Source organism: uncultured Salinicola sp. (assembly GCF_937921195.1).
GTDB lineage: Bacteria > Pseudomonadota > Gammaproteobacteria > Pseudomonadales > Halomonadaceae > Salinicola.
In genome coordinates this window covers 1-14,865 of the sequence record NZ_CALFQK010000079.1, presented here as the reverse complement: position 1 = coordinate 14,865, position 14,865 = coordinate 1, and the positions used below count along the sequence as shown (strand labels likewise).

The following is a 14,865-nucleotide window of genomic DNA, read 5'->3' as shown; positions in this document are numbered from 1 at the left end:
AGACGGTCCTCTCCACCGACTGGATCGAACGCTCCTGGCAGCCGCGCACCCGCTCGTTCTTCAATGGCGATGACTACGGCTACGGCTGGTTCATCACCGAACTCGCCGGCGAGCCGGTCTACTACGGCTGGGGCTACGGCGGCCAGTTGCTCTACGTTATCCCCTCCCGCGCCATGACCGTGGTGATGACCTCCGATCCGATGCCGCCCTCCAATGGCAGCAACTATGTCAATCGAGTCGAAACGCTGATCGGCGATTTGATCGAAGCGACAGGGAATCACAACGACGAGGAGCGCACGACGTGACACGATCCCATCACGATATCGACAACTGGACCCTGACCACGCCCGCCGCGCGCTCCCAGAACGGGGTGGTGGCTTCCCAGCACCGCGTCGCGGCTCAGGCGGGTGCGGCCCAGCTCGACGCCGGCGGCAACGCCATCGATGCCATCGTCGCCACCGCCTACGCGCTCAATGCCGTCGAACCGTGGATGAGCGGGCTCGGCGGCTCGGGCTTCATGGTGATCTGGCTGGCGAAGGGGCAGCACGCCGTGGCGCTGGATTTCCAGGGCACGCTGGCCGGCGACACGCGCCTCGAGGACTATCCCGTCGACCCGAACCTGCCGGCGACGCCGATGGGCTTTCCCGGTGTGGTCGATAGCGCCAATATCGAAGGCTACCGCTCGATCACCGTGCCCGGCGCCGTGGCGGGGCTCGATCATGCCCTCTCGCGCTTCGGCTCTCGGTCGCGCAATGACGTCATGACACCAGCCATTCAGCTGGCCGAGCGCGGGCTACAGGTCGACTGGTTCACCAGCCTGCAGATCGGCGTCTGCGCCCGCACCCTGGCACGCGATCCGATGTCCGCCTCGATCTATCTGCCCGGCGGCCATCCGGCCACGCCCGAGAGCCGGCTGAGAATCCCGAATCTGGCCGGGACGCTGCGCGAGATCGCCGCAGGCGGCGCCGAGACGTTCTATCGCGGTGCGCTGGCCGAGAGGATCGTCAGCGATCTGCAGGCCGGCGGCTCGCGCATCTCGCGCGAGGATTTCGCCGCCTGTGAAGTGTTCGAGTACGCGCCGATGGTCGCCGAGCATCGTGGTTACACGCTCTACACACCCGGAGAGGTCTCCGGCGGCCTGCGCCAGCGCGAAATGCTGGCGCACACGTTTGAGGCGATACCGATACCACCGGAAAGCCCGACACCGGCAACGTGGGTGGCCTATGCCGAAGCGCTGGAGGCGTGCTGGCGCCAGCACAAGATCCGCACCGGCGTGCTGCCGCCGAGGGCCGGGCCTGTCGACGGCGAGAACGGCGCCTGCACGTCGTCGATGTCGTCGGTGGACGCCGAGGGCAATATGGTGGCGCTCACCTACACCCTGCTCAACCGCTTCGGTTCCGGCGTCACCCTGCCCTCCACCGGCATGCTGATGAACGACAGCGTCAGCTACTTCGACCCGCGCCCCGGCTATCCGACGACGATGGCAGGCGGCAAGCGCATCAACTCGTCGAACATGTGCCCCACGGTGGCGGTGAGGGACGGCGAGGCGCGCTTCTCGGTGGGCGCTTCCGGCGGCAATCTGATCATGCCGGCGGTGACTCAGGTCGCGGCGCTGATGATGGATTTCGGCATGAACCTGGAGGAAGCCGTGCACCACCCGCGTCTCGATGCCAGCTACCGTGGTTCGGTTCGCGTCGACCCGCGCTTCGAGCCGGCGACGCTGAAGCGGCTGGGCGAACGTTTCGAACTGGAGATTGCCCAGCAGCTGGTGTTCCCCAAGCTCTACGCCTGTGTGTCGGCGGTCTCACGCGATCCCGAAACCGGCGAATGCCTCGGGATCAACGACCCGACACAGCCGATCGGCGGCGGTGCCGCGCCGGCAACGTTCGACATGGAACCGCTGGGCGATGATGCACCGATCGTGCGCCCCTGACCATTACCGGGAATCTCGCAATGACCATCGTCGTATCAATACCGGGTGTGGATAAAACGCGTTGGTGGATCGAGCAGCTCCAGAAGCTGCTCCCGAACTGGACGATCCGCCCGATCGACGACCCAGGCGACGCCGACGCCGTCACCTACGCCGTGGTCTGGAAGCCGGCGACCGGCGCCTTTCTCCCCTTCCCCCATCTCAAGGCGATCGTCTCGCTGGGCGCCGGCATCGACCACGTGCTGGCCGATGTCGAGTTGCCGCGCCAAGTGCCGATCATTCGCACCGTCGGCACGGATCTGACCCAGCGCATGCGCGAATACGTGGCGCTGCACGTGCTGCGCCACCACCGCGACATGCCGACCATCACTGCCAATCAGCGCGAGCGGCGCTGGAAGCAGCGGGTGGTGCCGCCCGCCACCGGTCGCACCGTCGGCGTCATGGGGCTCGGCAACCTCGGCGGTGCTGCGGCGCGGACCCTCGCCGCGCTCGGCTTCGAGACGCTCGGCTGGGCACGCACGAAGCGCGAGATCGAAGGTGTCATCACCTACACCGGCGAGGCCGAATTCGATACCTTCGTCCACCGCTGCGAGATCCTGGTCTGCCTGCTGCCGCTGACCGACGCGACGACGGGCATTCTCGATGGCGCACTCTTCGCCAGGCTCCCGCGAGGCGCCAGCCTGATCAACGCCGGCCGGGGGCAGCACCTGGTCGAGGCGGATCTCATCGCGGCTCTGGACGAGGGCCAACTGAGCCATGCCACCCTGGACGTCTTCCAAGTCGAGCCGCTGCCGAGCGAGCATCCGTTCTGGTCGCACCCCAGGATCACGGTGACGCCCCACATCGCCTCGCTGATCGACGCGCCCACCGGCAGCCGCATCGTCGCCGCCAATATCGAGCGCTTCGAGCAGATCGGGCATGTCGACGATCTGGCCGATGCCGAGCGGGGATATTGAGCCGTCATCAGGACGCGAGTCGCCACCAACGTCGGCCGCCACCCGACGCCACAACTTGCTAAACTGGCTGTGCACCAGATCACGACTTTCGATTTATCCACAGGCGGATGCCAAGGGGTCCTATGTCCGGTAACAAAGAAGCCAGCAAGAAAGACAACACCGCGAGTCGACGCAACATCAAGTCCTGGCTGACGGACATGGACGGCGTGCTGGTACATGAAAACAAGGCCATTCCCGGTGCCGCGGACCTGATCAACCAGTGGCGGGAGCGGGAGATTCCGTTTCTGGTACTGACCAACAACTCGATCTTCACCCCCCGCGATCTCAGCGCGCGCCTGCGACACAGCGGCCTGGAGGTCCCCGAGGAGAAGATCTGGACCTCGGCGCTGGCCACGGCGGCGTTCCTGCGCGATCAGGCGCCGGGGGGCTCGGCCTTCGTCGTCGGCGAGGCCGGCCTGACCACGGCGATCCACGAGGCCGGGTTCATCATGACCGACGCCAAGCCGGACTACGTGGTGATCGGCGAGACCCGCTCCTACTCGTTCGAGGCGATCACCAAGGCGATTCGGCTGATCAACCAGGGCGCCCGCTTCATCTGCACCAACCCCGATGCCACCGGGCCGAGCCAGGAAGGCGTGCTGCCGGCCACCGGCGCGGTCGCCGCGCTGATCACCGAAGCGACGGGGCGCAAACCCTATATCGTCGGCAAACCCAACCCGATGATGTTTCGCTCGGCGCTGAACAAGCTGGGTGTCCACTCCGACGGCACCGGCATGATCGGCGACCGCATGGATACCGACATCGTCGCCGGCATCGAAGCGGGGATGCACACGGTGCTGGTGCTGAGCGGTATCGCCGACAAGGCCGAGATCGAACGCTATCCGTTCCGGCCCAAGGAGATCATGTCGTCGGTGGCGGAGCTGGTGGACAAGTGAGTTTGCCGGACGGCTGGCGATTCGATCATCGCCTCGTCAGTCGTCCAGCAGCTCTTCACCCATCAGCCTTGCGCCCAGCAGTCGGCCATTCTCGAGACAATCCCCTACCGCGATCCCCCCGCGCCAGTTGCCCGCCAGGTGCAGGCCTGGATGGCCCTGAAGCGCAGCGTCCAGCGCCGCGATGCGCTCCAGGTGTCCGAGCTCGTACTGCGGGATGGCCTGTGGCCAGCGCGTTACCTTCTGCCACACCGGCTCGCCATGAATCCCCAGGAGATCGCGAAGATCGTCGATGACCTGCGCCACCTGCGCCGCATCATCGCCGTCGGCGGCACCCGGGTCCTGGCGGCCGCCGATGAACACATTGAGCAGCTTGTGGCCCGCCGGTGCGCGGTTGGGAAATAGCGTCGACGAGAACAGCGCCCCCAGGGTGCGCCGCCCTTCCGAGCGGGGAATCAGCACGCCGAACCCATCCAGCGGGTGGGCGATATCCTGCTCGCGAAAGCCCAGCGCGATGGCGTTGACCGGCGGATAGGCGATGGCCGCCAGCGGTTCCGCCAGCGCCGGGGCCAATGGCGCCAGCAGCCGTGCCGCGACTGGCGCCGGTACCGCCAGCACCAGCGACCCGGCGCGCCATTCCCGACCCTGATCGTCCACGACGACCCACTGCTCGCCTTCACGGCGCAGGCTACGTACAGAGCAATCGGTATGAATGGCAGCCGTCGGCTGGGCCACGATACGCTCCGCCAGCCGATCGGCAAGATGCTGCAAGCCCCGGGGGAAACTCACCAGCTTGCCACGCCACTCGACGGGAACGCCCGCCGGGTCGCGACGCGACTGCCGCAGGCGTGTCAGGCCGCCGACGATCAGCGAGCGGTGCTCGCGCTCGATCGCCGCCAGCCGCGGCATCGCTGCCTGGACCGACAACCGGTTCGGATCACCGGCATGGACGCCGGAGACGAACGGATCGACCATGCGCGCGAGAATTCGTGGGCCGAGGCGACGTTCGACGAAAGCGGCGAGGGTCTCCTCCGGTGCGCTCGAGCGACCGATGAAAGGCTCTCTAGCCAGCCGTGCCCAACCGCGCCAGCCGATGAGCGGGCTGGTCAACGCCTCGATCGGCTTCATCGGCAGCGCCACCGGTTTGCCGTCCATCACCACGTAGCGCTTGTTGGCGATGGCGTTGGCCGGTTGTGCCTCGTCGAGCAGGTCGAGTTCGTCGAGCAGCGCGTAGAGCGGCGGCTTCATGATCACGGTGTTGGGGCCGTGTTCGATCTGCCATTCGCCATCGCGCTCGGTACGCAGGTTGCCGCCAACCTGGTCATTGCCCTCGAGCACGGTGACGCTCCGGCCGCGCTTGGCCAGGGCCCAGGCGGCGGCCAGGCCGGTGGCCCCGGCGCCGACGATCAGGGTGGCGGAAGGCGCTTCATGTCGGTCGGCGGGCGTATTGGCCGGAACGTCTGGAACATGGCTGGTCATGGGGGCTCGCGCGGGAGAGTGTCATGTGAAGTCTACGCAGACATCGCTCGCCCCGCATCCCGCCGGCGTGCGGCGTCTTGCCGCCACGCCGGCCGGTGGGAACGCTCATTCGCCGGGCTCGCCCGGATGACAGCCGGGCGCCGCCACATAGCGGTCGCAGTCCGGCATCACGGCGGTCTCCTCGTGGGGCGTGCCATCCGGTGCCCAGTCATAATCCACCAGCTGCGCGCGGTAGACCTGGTTGGTGACGTAGTCGTCGTTCGGCATCGACTTGCCGAAGAACGGGCTCACGTACTCCCACACGATCTCGCCTTCCGGCGTGACCTGGAACAGCCGGCCGTCCTGGCCCTCGTCGATCAGCGTATTGCCGTTGGGCAGCCGCCGCGCGCTCGAGATGAACGAGCTATAGAAGGTGTAGGGCGAACGTCCCGACATATTGCCGGTGTACTGCCACACGATCTTGCCGCTGCTCGGATTCACCTCGATCACGCGGGACGAAGAGAAGAACCCCTGCTTCGAGGGCGGGAAGCCGGCATTGCCCTGGTTGTCGAAGATCAGCAGGTTGCCGGCGCCCGGCAGGCCCTCGGGGATGAGGTGGACATCGTGGGACCCCACGGTCTGATCCACGGGGCGGCCAAGCTTGCCATTGAGCTGCAGGGCCGGCAGATCGGGGCCGATACGCCAGACGATCTCGCCGCTCTGCCGGTCGACGATGAAAGTGACGTTGGCGTTGCGGGAGTTGACCAGGATATTGTCCGGCGCAAAGCGCTCGTCGCCGGCGTCGTACCAGCGGTTGGGCCCCACCGGTACGGCCGTGTTCAGATGCAGGAAGTCGGGATCCTCGGAATCCTTGAGCGCGCGCAGGCCAGCATCGGAAAACCCCATCTCGTCGAGATGATCGCCTGACTTCCACGCCCATACCACCCGGCCCTCGTCATCGACCTCCTCGATGCCGTTCTCGATGATCGGATAATCGAAGCCGTTGAGTTCCCGCATCTCGGCGGTCATCACCAGGTTGTTGCCGTTGGGCAGGCGGCGCATGTCGTGATGCTGGTAGACCGGATCCTGCTGGCTGCCCCACTGCCACTTCACGTCGCCGTCCCAGTTCACCTCCGCCACGGAGGCGTTGGTGAGACCGTTGCCGGGGCTGGCGTGCTCGGGGAGCTTCTCGGCCCGTGCCAGCTGCACCAGCAGATGGCCTTTCTCGCCGCCGGCCTGATCGGCGGAGAGCGGAATGGGGGGGAAGCTCTCGTAGTCCCAACGGTGCACTTCGTTGCCGTTCATGTCGATCAGGTGGGTCTTGCGATCGCCGCCGGGGAACAGCACGAAGCCGTTGTAGGCCCGCTCGGGATCATAGTAGGTGGTGCCGGTGGGAAAGCTGCTGGGCAAGGCCAACGCCGTGGTCGCCGTGGCCATCAGCCAGGCGCCCAGCAGTACCGAAACGGATCCTCTCCGTGACATCATCGCTCGTCGCTCCTTCGTCGAGTCCCGCCCTGTGCGGGTCTGGCCGGCATGACAACATGCCGGCGATCCTTGTCTGGCCGATGATGACAGCGATGCGTCACCGCCGGCTCGTCCATAGACCCTCGCCACGCCATTTCGATCCCCACCCGGAAATGTTCGGCGCCTAAACGGCGTCCGGCAACCGCTCGGTGAACTCGGCGATCGTCATCGGCTTGGAAAACATCGGGTAGTCGTAGCGGATCGCGGCATCATGCTCGGCCTCGCTGGTCGCGGCGACGCCGTCGGTCAGTGTCAGCACCTCGAAGCCTTTCTCGTAGCCCGAGCGCATGGTCGATTCCACGCAGCAATTGGTCAGGAATCCGGCCAGAACGATGGTTTCGATACCCTTGCTGCGCAGGATGAAATCGAGGTTGGTCGAGGCAAAGGTATCCAGACCGCGCTTGCCCTCGATGACGATGTCATCGGCCTGCGGCGTCAGGGCATCGCAGATCTCGGCGCCCCATTCACCTTTGACGAAGGCCTTGCCGTCGACGACACCCGCGAGGATGCCGTAGGGCTGAGACGTGATCTCGCCATAGCCGGCCGCGAAGTGGATCGGTGCATGCAGCACACTGACACCCGCCGCCCGTGCCGTGGCGACGAGACGCTGGGTCTTGGCCAGCATGTCCTCGCGCGCCATGACGGCTTTGACGGCATCGTGGAGTACGCCACCGGGCGTGGTGAAGTCGTTCTGGAATTCGATCAGTACCAGGGCGGTCTTGACCGGATCGATGCGCTGGGAGAGGGCGGATGTCATGACGGAAGGCTCCTGGCAGGGAATGGACTCGCTATCGTTCAGCGTAGCCCAAACCCGGTCAGAGAGCGGTAATGCTGCGAACGCTAGCCGTATACGCCTTGGCTACGCAGATAGTCGTCGTAGTTGCCGCTGAAATCGACGATGCCATCCTCTTTCATCTCGATGATGCGGGTCGCCAGCGAGCCGACGAACTCGCGGTCGTGGCTGACGAAGATCAAGGTCCCGGGGTAGTTCTCCAGCGCCAGGTTGAGCGCCTCGATCGACTCCATGTCGAGGTGGTTGGTGGGCTCGTCCATCACCAGCACGTTGGGCTTCTGCAGGATCAGCTTGCCGAACAGCATGCGCCCCTGTTCGCCGCCGGAGATCACCTTCACCGACTTGCCGATGTCGTCGTTGGAGAACAGCATGCGGCCCAGCGCGCCACGCACCGTCTGCTCGCCCTCGGTGGTCCACTGGCGCATCCACTCGAACAGCGTCTCGCCGCTCTCAAAATCGGCGGCGTGGTCCTGGGCGAAATAGCCCACTTCCGCCGCGTCGGTCCACTTCACCTCGCCCGCATCCGGCGTCATCGTGCCGACCAGGCAGTTGAGCAATGTCGTCTTGCCGATGCCGTTGGGGCCGATGATGGCGACCCGCTCGCCGGCCTCGACCTGCAGCCCGAAACGCTCGAACAGCACGTTGTCGCCCCACGCCTTGGAGAGCTTTTCCACGGTCAGCGCATGGCGGTGGATCTTCTTGCTCTGCTCGAAGCGGATGAACGGGCTGACCCGCGACGACGGCTTGACCTCCTCGAGCTGGATCTTGTCGATCTTGCGCTGGCGCGAGGTGGCCTGCTTGGCCTTGGACGCATTGGCCGAGAAGCGGCTGACGAACTGCTGCAGCTCGGCGATCTCGGCCTTCTTCTTGGCGTTGTCGGCATGCAGGCGCTCGCGGGCCTGGGTGGCGGCGATCATGTACTCGTCGTAGTTGCCGGGGAACAGCCGCAACTCGCCGTAGTCGAGATCCGCCATGTGCGTGCAGACGCTGTTCAGGAAGTGGCGGTCGTGGGAGATGATGATCATGGTCGAGCTGCGCGCCCGCAGGATCTCTTCCAGCCAGCGGATGGTGTTGATGTCCAGATGGTTGGTGGGCTCGTCGAGCAGCAGCACATCGGGATCGCTGAACAGCGCCTGGGCCAGCAGCACGCGCAGCTTCCAGCCCGGTGCCACCACGCTCATCGGCTGGGTGTGCTGCTCCAGCGGGATGCCCAGCCCCAGCAGCAGTTCACCGGCCCGGGACTCCGCGGTATAGCCCTCGAGTTCGGCGAAGCGGACCTCCAGGTCGGCGACCTTCATGCCGTCCTCGTCGCTCATCTCCGCCTGGGAGTAGATGCGCTCACGCTCCGCGGTGACTTCCCACAACTCCTCGTGGCCCATGATCACGGTGTCGATCACGCGCTCGTCCTCGAACGCGAACTGATCCTGGCGCAACTTGCCCAGCCGCGTGGTGGCGTCCTTCATCACCTGGCCGCCGGTCGGCTCCAGGTCGCCCCCCAGGATCTTCATGAAGGTGGACTTGCCGCAGCCGTTGGCGCCGATCAGGCCGTAGCGATGGCCACCGCCGAATTTGACGGAGACGTTCTCGAACAGCGGCTTGGGGCCAAACTGCATGGTGATATTGGCAGTAGAGAGCACAGCGGGGAATCTCGCGGAAACGGCGTGAATGAAACGACGACAGAGGAAACGAAACGACGAAAGCCGAGGCAGGCTCGACTTTCGTCTTGGACGTTCGTCTCATGCGGATTGTACGCGGATGCGGCGCTCGCTCATACGCCGCATGCCGACAGATTGCGCGAAGGGCCCTCGCCGGGGCGGGTTTTCACTCGCCGCGGGGGAAGCGCTGGGACTCCTCGACGATGTTGAGGTCCATGTGATTGCGCATGTAGCGCTGGGAGGCATCCTGCAACGGCTGATGATCCCACGGGTAGTAGTGCCCGTTGCGCAGCGCTTCGTAGACGATCAGCCGTTGGGCCTGGCTTTCGCGCACCTCGGCGTCGAAGCGCTGCATGTCCCAGCGCTCGCGGACCTTGGCCTGGAACGTCGCCAGCGTCCCCGCGTGATCCGGGTCGTCGGCCAGGTTGCGGGTCTCGTGGGGATCCGCCTCGAGATCGAACAGCTGCGGCGGGTCGATCTCGCAGTGGTTGAACTTCCACCGCCCTTCGCGAATCGTGACCAGCGGTGCCTGGGTGCCCTCGGCGGCGTACTCCATGTAGACCGGCGCCTCGCGGGTGCCGCCCCGGGCCAACGGCAACAGCGACTGGCCATCGGTCCAGGGTTCGACCTCGGAGAGATCGATCCCCACCAGCTCGGCCAGTGTGGCGTTGACATCGATGGTCGAAACCGGCGTCTCCACCGAACGCGGCTCCAGTCCCGGCGCGGCGATCATCAGCGGGACTCTCGAGGAGCCCTCGAACGGACTCATTTTGAACCACAGCCCTTTCTCGCCGATCATGTCTCCGTGATCGGAGCAGACCACGATGATGGTGTCGTCGAGCATCCGGGTCCGTTCCAGCACGTCCAGAATCGAGCCAACCTTGTCGTCGATATAGGAGATATTGGCGAAATAGCCGCGCCGTGCCCGGCGCACGTCTTCAGGCTGGATATCGAATTTCGTGTAGTCGTTGGCCTCGAAGATCCGCCGACTGTGCGGGTCGAGCTCGTCGAAGGGCACCACCTCCTGCTCTGGATCGAGGTGTTCGCAATCCTCGTACAGGTCCCAGAACTGGCGCCGCGCGACATAAGGATCGTGGGGGTGGGTGAAGCTCACGCACATCGCCCAGGGCCGCGGATCGTGACCGCGGGAGAGATCGAACAGTTTCTGCTCGGCGTGGAAGGCGACCTCGTCGTCGTACTCCATCTGGTTGGAGATCTCGGCGACGCCTGCGCCGGTGACCGAGCCCAGATTGTGATACCACCAGTCGATGCGCTCGCCGGGTTTGCGATAGTCCGGCGTCCAGCCGAAGTCGGCGGGATAGACGTCGGTGGTCAGGCGCGTCTCGAAGCCGTGCAACTGGTCCGGCCCCACGAAGTGCATCTTGCCGGAGAGGCAGGTCGAATAGCCTGCGCGACGCAGATGATGGGCCCAGGTCGGCACCGCGGAGCGGAATTCGGCGGCGTTGTCGTAGACGCCGGTGCGCGACGGCAACTGGCCCGACATGAAGGCCGCACGACCCGGCGCACACAGATAGCTCGGCGTGTAGGCGTTATTGAAATTCACCGCTCGCCTGGCCAGCTTCTTCAGGTTCGGCGCATGCAGAAAATCTGCCGGCCCGTTCTCGAACAGCGTGCCATTCACCTGATCGGCCATCAGCACCAGAATATTCGGTCGCGTCATGCTCCCTCCCTGCGTCGTTGGATTGGGCGTTCGAGCCAAGTTGGATTTGGCGCTCGCGTTGACGTCTCAGCTTGCGCGCCGGGCAGGGAGTGGCGCAAACGATCAATTCGGCGCCTGAGGCCAAGCGAGGCTTGGGCTGGCTTCCGCTCGCGCTATCGCCAACCGCTCCTGCCGCAGAGACCTCCTCGATGTCAGTGAATCTTCACCCGACACCGCCGAGTCGTTCCAAAAGTCGGCGTTTCGTCCAATTTTCGCCCGCTGCCATTGCGTAATCTGGTCACCAAGCGTCGAGCGACTCATGGCACGGGAAGGGCTACGGTGCCGTCCGCCCTCGATTCGATCACGGCTTTTCACCATCACTCATCGAGAAGGGGCTGATCATGTCACCGAAACTGGAAGTCTTGACGCCGAACAACTGTCAGATCATTTTCATCGACCAGCAGCCGCAGATGGCGTTCGGCGTGCAGTCCATCGATCGCCAGGTGCTGAAGAACAATGTGGTGGGGCTGGCCAAGGCCGCCAGCATCTTCGGCATCCCCACCACCATCACCACGGTGGAAACGCTCAGTTTCTCCGGGCATACCTTTCCCGAACTGCTCGCCGTCTTTCCGGATCTCCCCATTCTCGAGCGCACGTCCATGAACTCCTGGGACGACCAGAAAGTGCGCGACGCCCTGGCCAACAATGGCCGCAACAAGGTCGTCGTCGCCGGTCTGTGGACGGAGGTCTGCAACAACACCTTCGCGCTCTCCGCCATGCACGATGCGGACTACGAGATCTACATGGTCGCCGATGCCTCCGGCGGCACCTCGAAGGACGCGCACGACTATGCCATGCAGCGCATGATCCAGGCCGGCGTCGTGCCGATGACCTGGCAGCAGGTGCTGCTGGAGTGGCAGCGCGACTGGGCGCACAAGGATACCTACGACGCCGTCATGGCACTGGTCAAGGAGCACTCCGGCGCCTACGGCATGGGGGTCGACTACGCCTACACCATGGTGCACGGCGCAGACGAGCGGGTGAAACATGGCCCGACCGAGGAGCCGGTTCCCGCGCGCTGACCGCTCGTCCTCCTTCCGCCAATCGTCCCGAGAGGTCAGTGCGGCCATGAAGCTCTATCTGCTCTCCATCGGTGCCGGCGTACTGGTCGGCATCCTCTACAGCCTGCTGCAGGTTCGTTCACCGGCCCCGCCGATCGTGGCGCTCCTGGGGCTGCTGGGCATGCTCTGCGGCGAGCAGGTGATTCCGGTGGCCAAACACGTTCTGGCGGGCACCTCGCTGGCCTCGGCCTGGCATCGGTCCGACTGCAGCAATCACATCCTCGGCGTACTGCCGGGCAGACACAACGGCCAGCGTCCGCTGGAGCCACCGCCATGCGAACCCTCGGCCCACAGCGACGACAACCCGCCAGCCTCGGAGGAACGTCCGTCATGAACCGCTCAGACAATTCCACCTCACCGTCACTCCCCGATCTGATTCTGGTCAACGGGCGGATCACCACCCTGGATCCCTCCCAACCGCAAGCGGAAGCCGTCGCCATCCAGGGCGGTCGCTTTTCGAAGGTGGGCACGACCCGCGACATCACGGCGCTGGCCAACGCCAGCACCCAGGTCATCGACCTGCGAGGCAAGCCGGTGCTGCCGGGGCTGATCGACAACCACACCCACGTCGTGCGCGGCGGATTGAATTTCAACATGGAGCTGCGCTGGGACGGCGTGCCGTCATTGGCCGATGCCATGCGCATGCTCAAGCAACAGGTCGCGATCACCCCGCCACCGCAGTGGGTGCGCGTCGTCGGCGGATTCACCGAGAACCAGTTCGCCGAGAAGCGCCTGCCCACACTTGAAGAACTCAACGCCGTCGCACCGGACACCCCGGTGTTCATCCTGCATCTGTACGATCGCGCGCTGCTCAACGCCGCCGCGCTACGTGCCGTCGGCTACACCAAGGAGACGCCCGAACCGCCGGGCGGCGAAATCCTGCGGGATGGCAAGGGCAACCCCACCGGCCTGCTGCTGGCGCGTCCCAACGCCACCATTCTCTACTCGACGTTGGCCAAGGGTCCCAAGCTGCCGTTCGACTACCAGCTCAACTCGACGCGACACTTCATGCGCGATCTCAACCGGCTCGGCGTCACCAGCGTCATCGATGCCGGCGGTGGCTTCCAGAACTACCCCGAAGACTACGCGGTGATTCAGAAGCTGGCGGACGACGGCGAGCTGACGGTGCGTCTCGCCTATAACCTGTTCACCCAGAAGCCCAAGGAGGAGAAGCAGGACTTCCTGAACTGGACCCGCTCGACCACCTACAAACAGGGCGACGACTATTTCCGCCATAACGGCGCCGGCGAGATGCTGGTGTACTCCGCGGCCGATTTCGAGGACTTCCGCGAACCCCGGCCCGACATGCCACCGGAGATGGAGGGCGAGCTCGAGGAGGTGGTCCGCGTACTCGCCCAGAATCGCTGGCCTTGGCGGTTGCACGCCACCTACGACGAGACCATCAGCCGGTCTCTGGACGTGTTCGAAAAGGTCAACGAGGAGATTTCGCTCGAAGGCATCCACTGGTTCTTCGATCACGCCGAAACCGTCTCCGAGCGCTCCATGGAGCGGATCGCGGCGCTAGGTGGCGGCATTGCGGTGCAGCATCGCATGGCCTATCAGGGCGAGTACTTCGTCGAGCGCTATGGCGCCGGGAGCGCCGAGGCGACGCCGCCGATCGCGCGGATGCTGGAACTGGGCGTGCGCACCTCGGCCGGCACCGACGCCACGCGTGTCGCCTCCTACAACCCCTGGGTCTCGCTGGCCTGGCTGGTGACCGGCAAGACCGTCGGCGGCCTGCGACTCTACCCACGGCATCACTGCCTGGATCGCGATACGGCGCTGCGGATGTGGACCGAGAAGGTCACCTGGTTCTCCAACGAGGAGGGCAACAAGGGGCGCATCGCTGCGGGCCAACTGGCCGATCTGATCGTTCCGGACCGGGACTTCTTTACCTGCGCCGAAGACGAGATCGCCCATGCCAGCTCGCAACTGACCGTGGTCGGCGGACGCGTGGTCTACGCAACGGCGGATTTCGCGGGGCTGGACGACGCCCCACCCCCGGCCATGCCGGACTGGTCGCCGGTCAACCGTTACGGAGGCTACGCCGGTTGGAAGGAGGCGGAAGCGGCCGCCAACCCGGCACCGGTGATGCGTGTCTCCGCCAGCGCGTGCGGCTGCGCCTCCGGTTGCGCCGTCCACGGCCACGATCATGCGCGCGCCTGGGCCAGCCAGGCGCCGGCCTCGGATCTGAAAGCCTTCTGGGGCGCGCTAGGCTGCGCCTGCTGGGCGGTGTGAGGTGAACCTGACGAGTGCGCGTAATCCGCGCTGGGTCGCGGCCCTGGTAAGCCAGCCCGGCATGCTGAGGCTGGCCCGGACCGGACTGGCCTCTGCCTACCTGATCGGTGGTCTCGACAAACTCTGGCACTTCGAGGCCGCCATCCAGGAGCAGGCCCATTTCGGCCTTCATCCCGCCTGGCTGTGGGCAACGCTTGCGATCATCATCGAACTGGCAGGCTCGCTGTGCATCATCTTCAACCGCTGGACATGGCTCGGCGCCGGCGCGCTCGGCTGCCTGACGCTGGTGGCGATGCTGGTCGCCAACGATTTCTGGAACCTCACCGGCCAAGCCCGCTTCATGGCGATGAACGCCTTCTTCGAGCATCTCGGCCTGATCGCCGCACTGGTTCTCGTGACGCGACTCTCCGATACACCCGGTTCTGACACACCGCTCGCTGACACACGGCGCTCCGAGACGTCATCGGAGGAAAGATCATGAAGCACGAGGACACCGTACTCGCCGGCATCGCGGGCTACGTTGACACGCTCGGCTTCGTTGCCCTCTTCGGGCTGTTCACCGCCCACGTGACCGGCAACTTCGTGCTGATCGGGGCGC

General features: G+C 65.3%; 13 protein-coding genes and 1 pseudogene. 9 read left to right on the top strand and 5 right to left on the bottom strand.

The window, feature by feature from the left end; translation table 11 throughout:
• The 4 genes and pseudogenes from Q0602_RS06860 to Q0602_RS06845 all read left to right on the top strand — a co-directional run.
• Nucleotides 1–305: pseudogene (locus Q0602_RS06860) on the top strand (serine hydrolase); the annotation flags it as partial.
• Nucleotides 302–1,933: a gamma-glutamyltransferase family protein gene (locus Q0602_RS06855; protein ID WP_298840693.1), complete on the top strand. Its 1,632-nt coding sequence runs from the start codon at nt 302–304 to the stop codon at nt 1,931–1,933. The pseudogene Q0602_RS06860 and the gene Q0602_RS06855, both read left to right, overlap by 4 nt.
• 20 nt (nt 1,934–1,953) lie before the next feature.
• Nucleotides 1,954–2,886, top strand: coding sequence for a glyoxylate/hydroxypyruvate reductase A (locus tag Q0602_RS06850; RefSeq protein WP_298840691.1), 933 nt, complete (start codon nt 1,954–1,956; stop codon nt 2,884–2,886).
• Between the two features lie 122 nt (nt 2,887–3,008).
• Nucleotides 3,009–3,821 carry an HAD-IIA family hydrolase gene (locus tag Q0602_RS06845; protein WP_295038573.1) on the top strand — a complete coding sequence of 271 codons (813 nt, stop codon included), beginning with the start codon at nt 3,009–3,011 and terminating at the stop codon, nt 3,819–3,821.
• A gap of 36 nt (nt 3,822–3,857) precedes the next feature.
• Here the strand turns inward: Q0602_RS06845 and hemG are convergent, their stop codons facing one another.
• The 5 genes from hemG to betC form a co-directional block, all read right to left on the bottom strand.
• Nucleotides 3,858–5,297, bottom strand: coding sequence for a protoporphyrinogen oxidase (gene hemG / locus Q0602_RS06840; RefSeq protein ID WP_298840687.1), 1,440 nt, complete (start codon nt 5,295–5,297; stop codon nt 3,858–3,860).
• Between the two features lie 105 nt (nt 5,298–5,402).
• Entirely contained in the window at nt 5,403–6,761 is a 1,359-nt protein-coding gene (locus tag Q0602_RS06835) for an aryl-sulfate sulfotransferase (protein WP_298840684.1), read from the bottom strand.
• A 163-nt stretch (nt 6,762–6,924) separates the two neighbouring features.
• Nucleotides 6,925–7,557: a cysteine hydrolase gene (locus tag Q0602_RS06830; RefSeq protein ID WP_298840681.1), complete on the bottom strand. Its 633-nt coding sequence runs from the start codon at nt 7,555–7,557 to the stop codon at nt 6,925–6,927.
• 83 nt (nt 7,558–7,640) lie between these two features.
• Nucleotides 7,641–9,230 carry an ABC-F family ATPase gene (locus Q0602_RS06825; protein WP_295038581.1) on the bottom strand — a complete coding sequence of 530 codons (1,590 nt, stop codon included), beginning with the start codon at nt 9,228–9,230 and terminating at the stop codon, nt 7,641–7,643.
• A gap of 184 nt (nt 9,231–9,414) precedes the next feature.
• Nucleotides 9,415–10,929 (bottom strand): choline-sulfatase, encoded by a 1,515-nt coding sequence (betC, locus tag Q0602_RS06820; RefSeq protein WP_298840676.1) that lies wholly within the window; start codon nt 10,927–10,929, stop codon nt 9,415–9,417.
• Nucleotides 10,930–11,309: 380 nt separating this feature from the next.
• On the opposite strand from betC, the gene Q0602_RS06815 reads away from it, so the two are divergent.
• The 5 genes from Q0602_RS06815 to Q0602_RS25340 all read left to right on the top strand — a co-directional run.
• Nucleotides 11,310–11,990: a hydrolase gene (locus tag Q0602_RS06815; protein WP_295038585.1), complete on the top strand. Its 681-nt coding sequence runs from the start codon at nt 11,310–11,312 to the stop codon at nt 11,988–11,990.
• Between the two features lie 46 nt (nt 11,991–12,036).
• Nucleotides 12,037–12,363 carry a XapX domain-containing protein gene (locus tag Q0602_RS06810; RefSeq protein WP_298840673.1) on the top strand — a complete coding sequence of 109 codons (327 nt, stop codon included), beginning with the start codon at nt 12,037–12,039 and terminating at the stop codon, nt 12,361–12,363.
• Nucleotides 12,360–14,267, top strand: a complete 1,908-nt coding sequence (locus Q0602_RS06805) for an amidohydrolase (RefSeq protein ID WP_298840670.1) — start codon at nt 12,360–12,362, stop codon at nt 14,265–14,267. Before Q0602_RS06810 ends, Q0602_RS06805 begins: the two co-directional genes overlap by 4 nt.
• 1 nt (nt 14,268) lies before the next feature.
• Nucleotides 14,269–14,748: a DoxX family protein gene (locus tag Q0602_RS06800; RefSeq protein ID WP_298840668.1), complete on the top strand. Its 480-nt coding sequence runs from the start codon at nt 14,269–14,271 to the stop codon at nt 14,746–14,748.
• Nucleotides 14,745–14,865 (top strand): DUF1275 family protein (locus Q0602_RS25340; RefSeq protein ID WP_367276934.1); only part of this gene is annotated, 121 nt, incomplete at its 3' end. The genes Q0602_RS06800 and Q0602_RS25340, both read left to right, overlap by 4 nt.

What these genes read in the sequence shown, in the direction of transcription:
- Q0602_RS06850 (WP_298840691.1), top strand. Translation starts at nt 1,954, where the DNA reads ATGACCATCGTCGTATCAATACCGGGTGTGGATAAAACGCGTTGGTGG.
- Q0602_RS06845 (WP_295038573.1), top strand. Translation starts at nt 3,009, where the DNA reads ATGTCCGGTAACAAAGAAGCCAGCAAGAAAGACAACACCGCGAGTCGA.
- hemG (WP_298840687.1), bottom strand. Translation starts at nt 5,297, where the DNA reads ATGACCAGCCATGTTCCAGACGTTCCGGCCAATACGCCCGCCGACCGA.
- Q0602_RS06835 (WP_298840684.1), bottom strand. Translation starts at nt 6,761, where the DNA reads ATGATGTCACGGAGAGGATCCGTTTCGGTACTGCTGGGCGCCTGGCTG.
- Q0602_RS06830 (WP_298840681.1), bottom strand. Translation starts at nt 7,557, where the DNA reads ATGACATCCGCCCTCTCCCAGCGCATCGATCCGGTCAAGACCGCCCTG.
- betC (WP_298840676.1), bottom strand. Translation starts at nt 10,929, where the DNA reads ATGACGCGACCGAATATTCTGGTGCTGATGGCCGATCAGGTGAATGGC.
- Q0602_RS06815 (WP_295038585.1), top strand. Translation starts at nt 11,310, where the DNA reads ATGTCACCGAAACTGGAAGTCTTGACGCCGAACAACTGTCAGATCATT.
- Q0602_RS06810 (WP_298840673.1), top strand. Translation starts at nt 12,037, where the DNA reads ATGAAGCTCTATCTGCTCTCCATCGGTGCCGGCGTACTGGTCGGCATC.
- Q0602_RS06805 (WP_298840670.1), top strand. Translation starts at nt 12,360, where the DNA reads ATGAACCGCTCAGACAATTCCACCTCACCGTCACTCCCCGATCTGATT.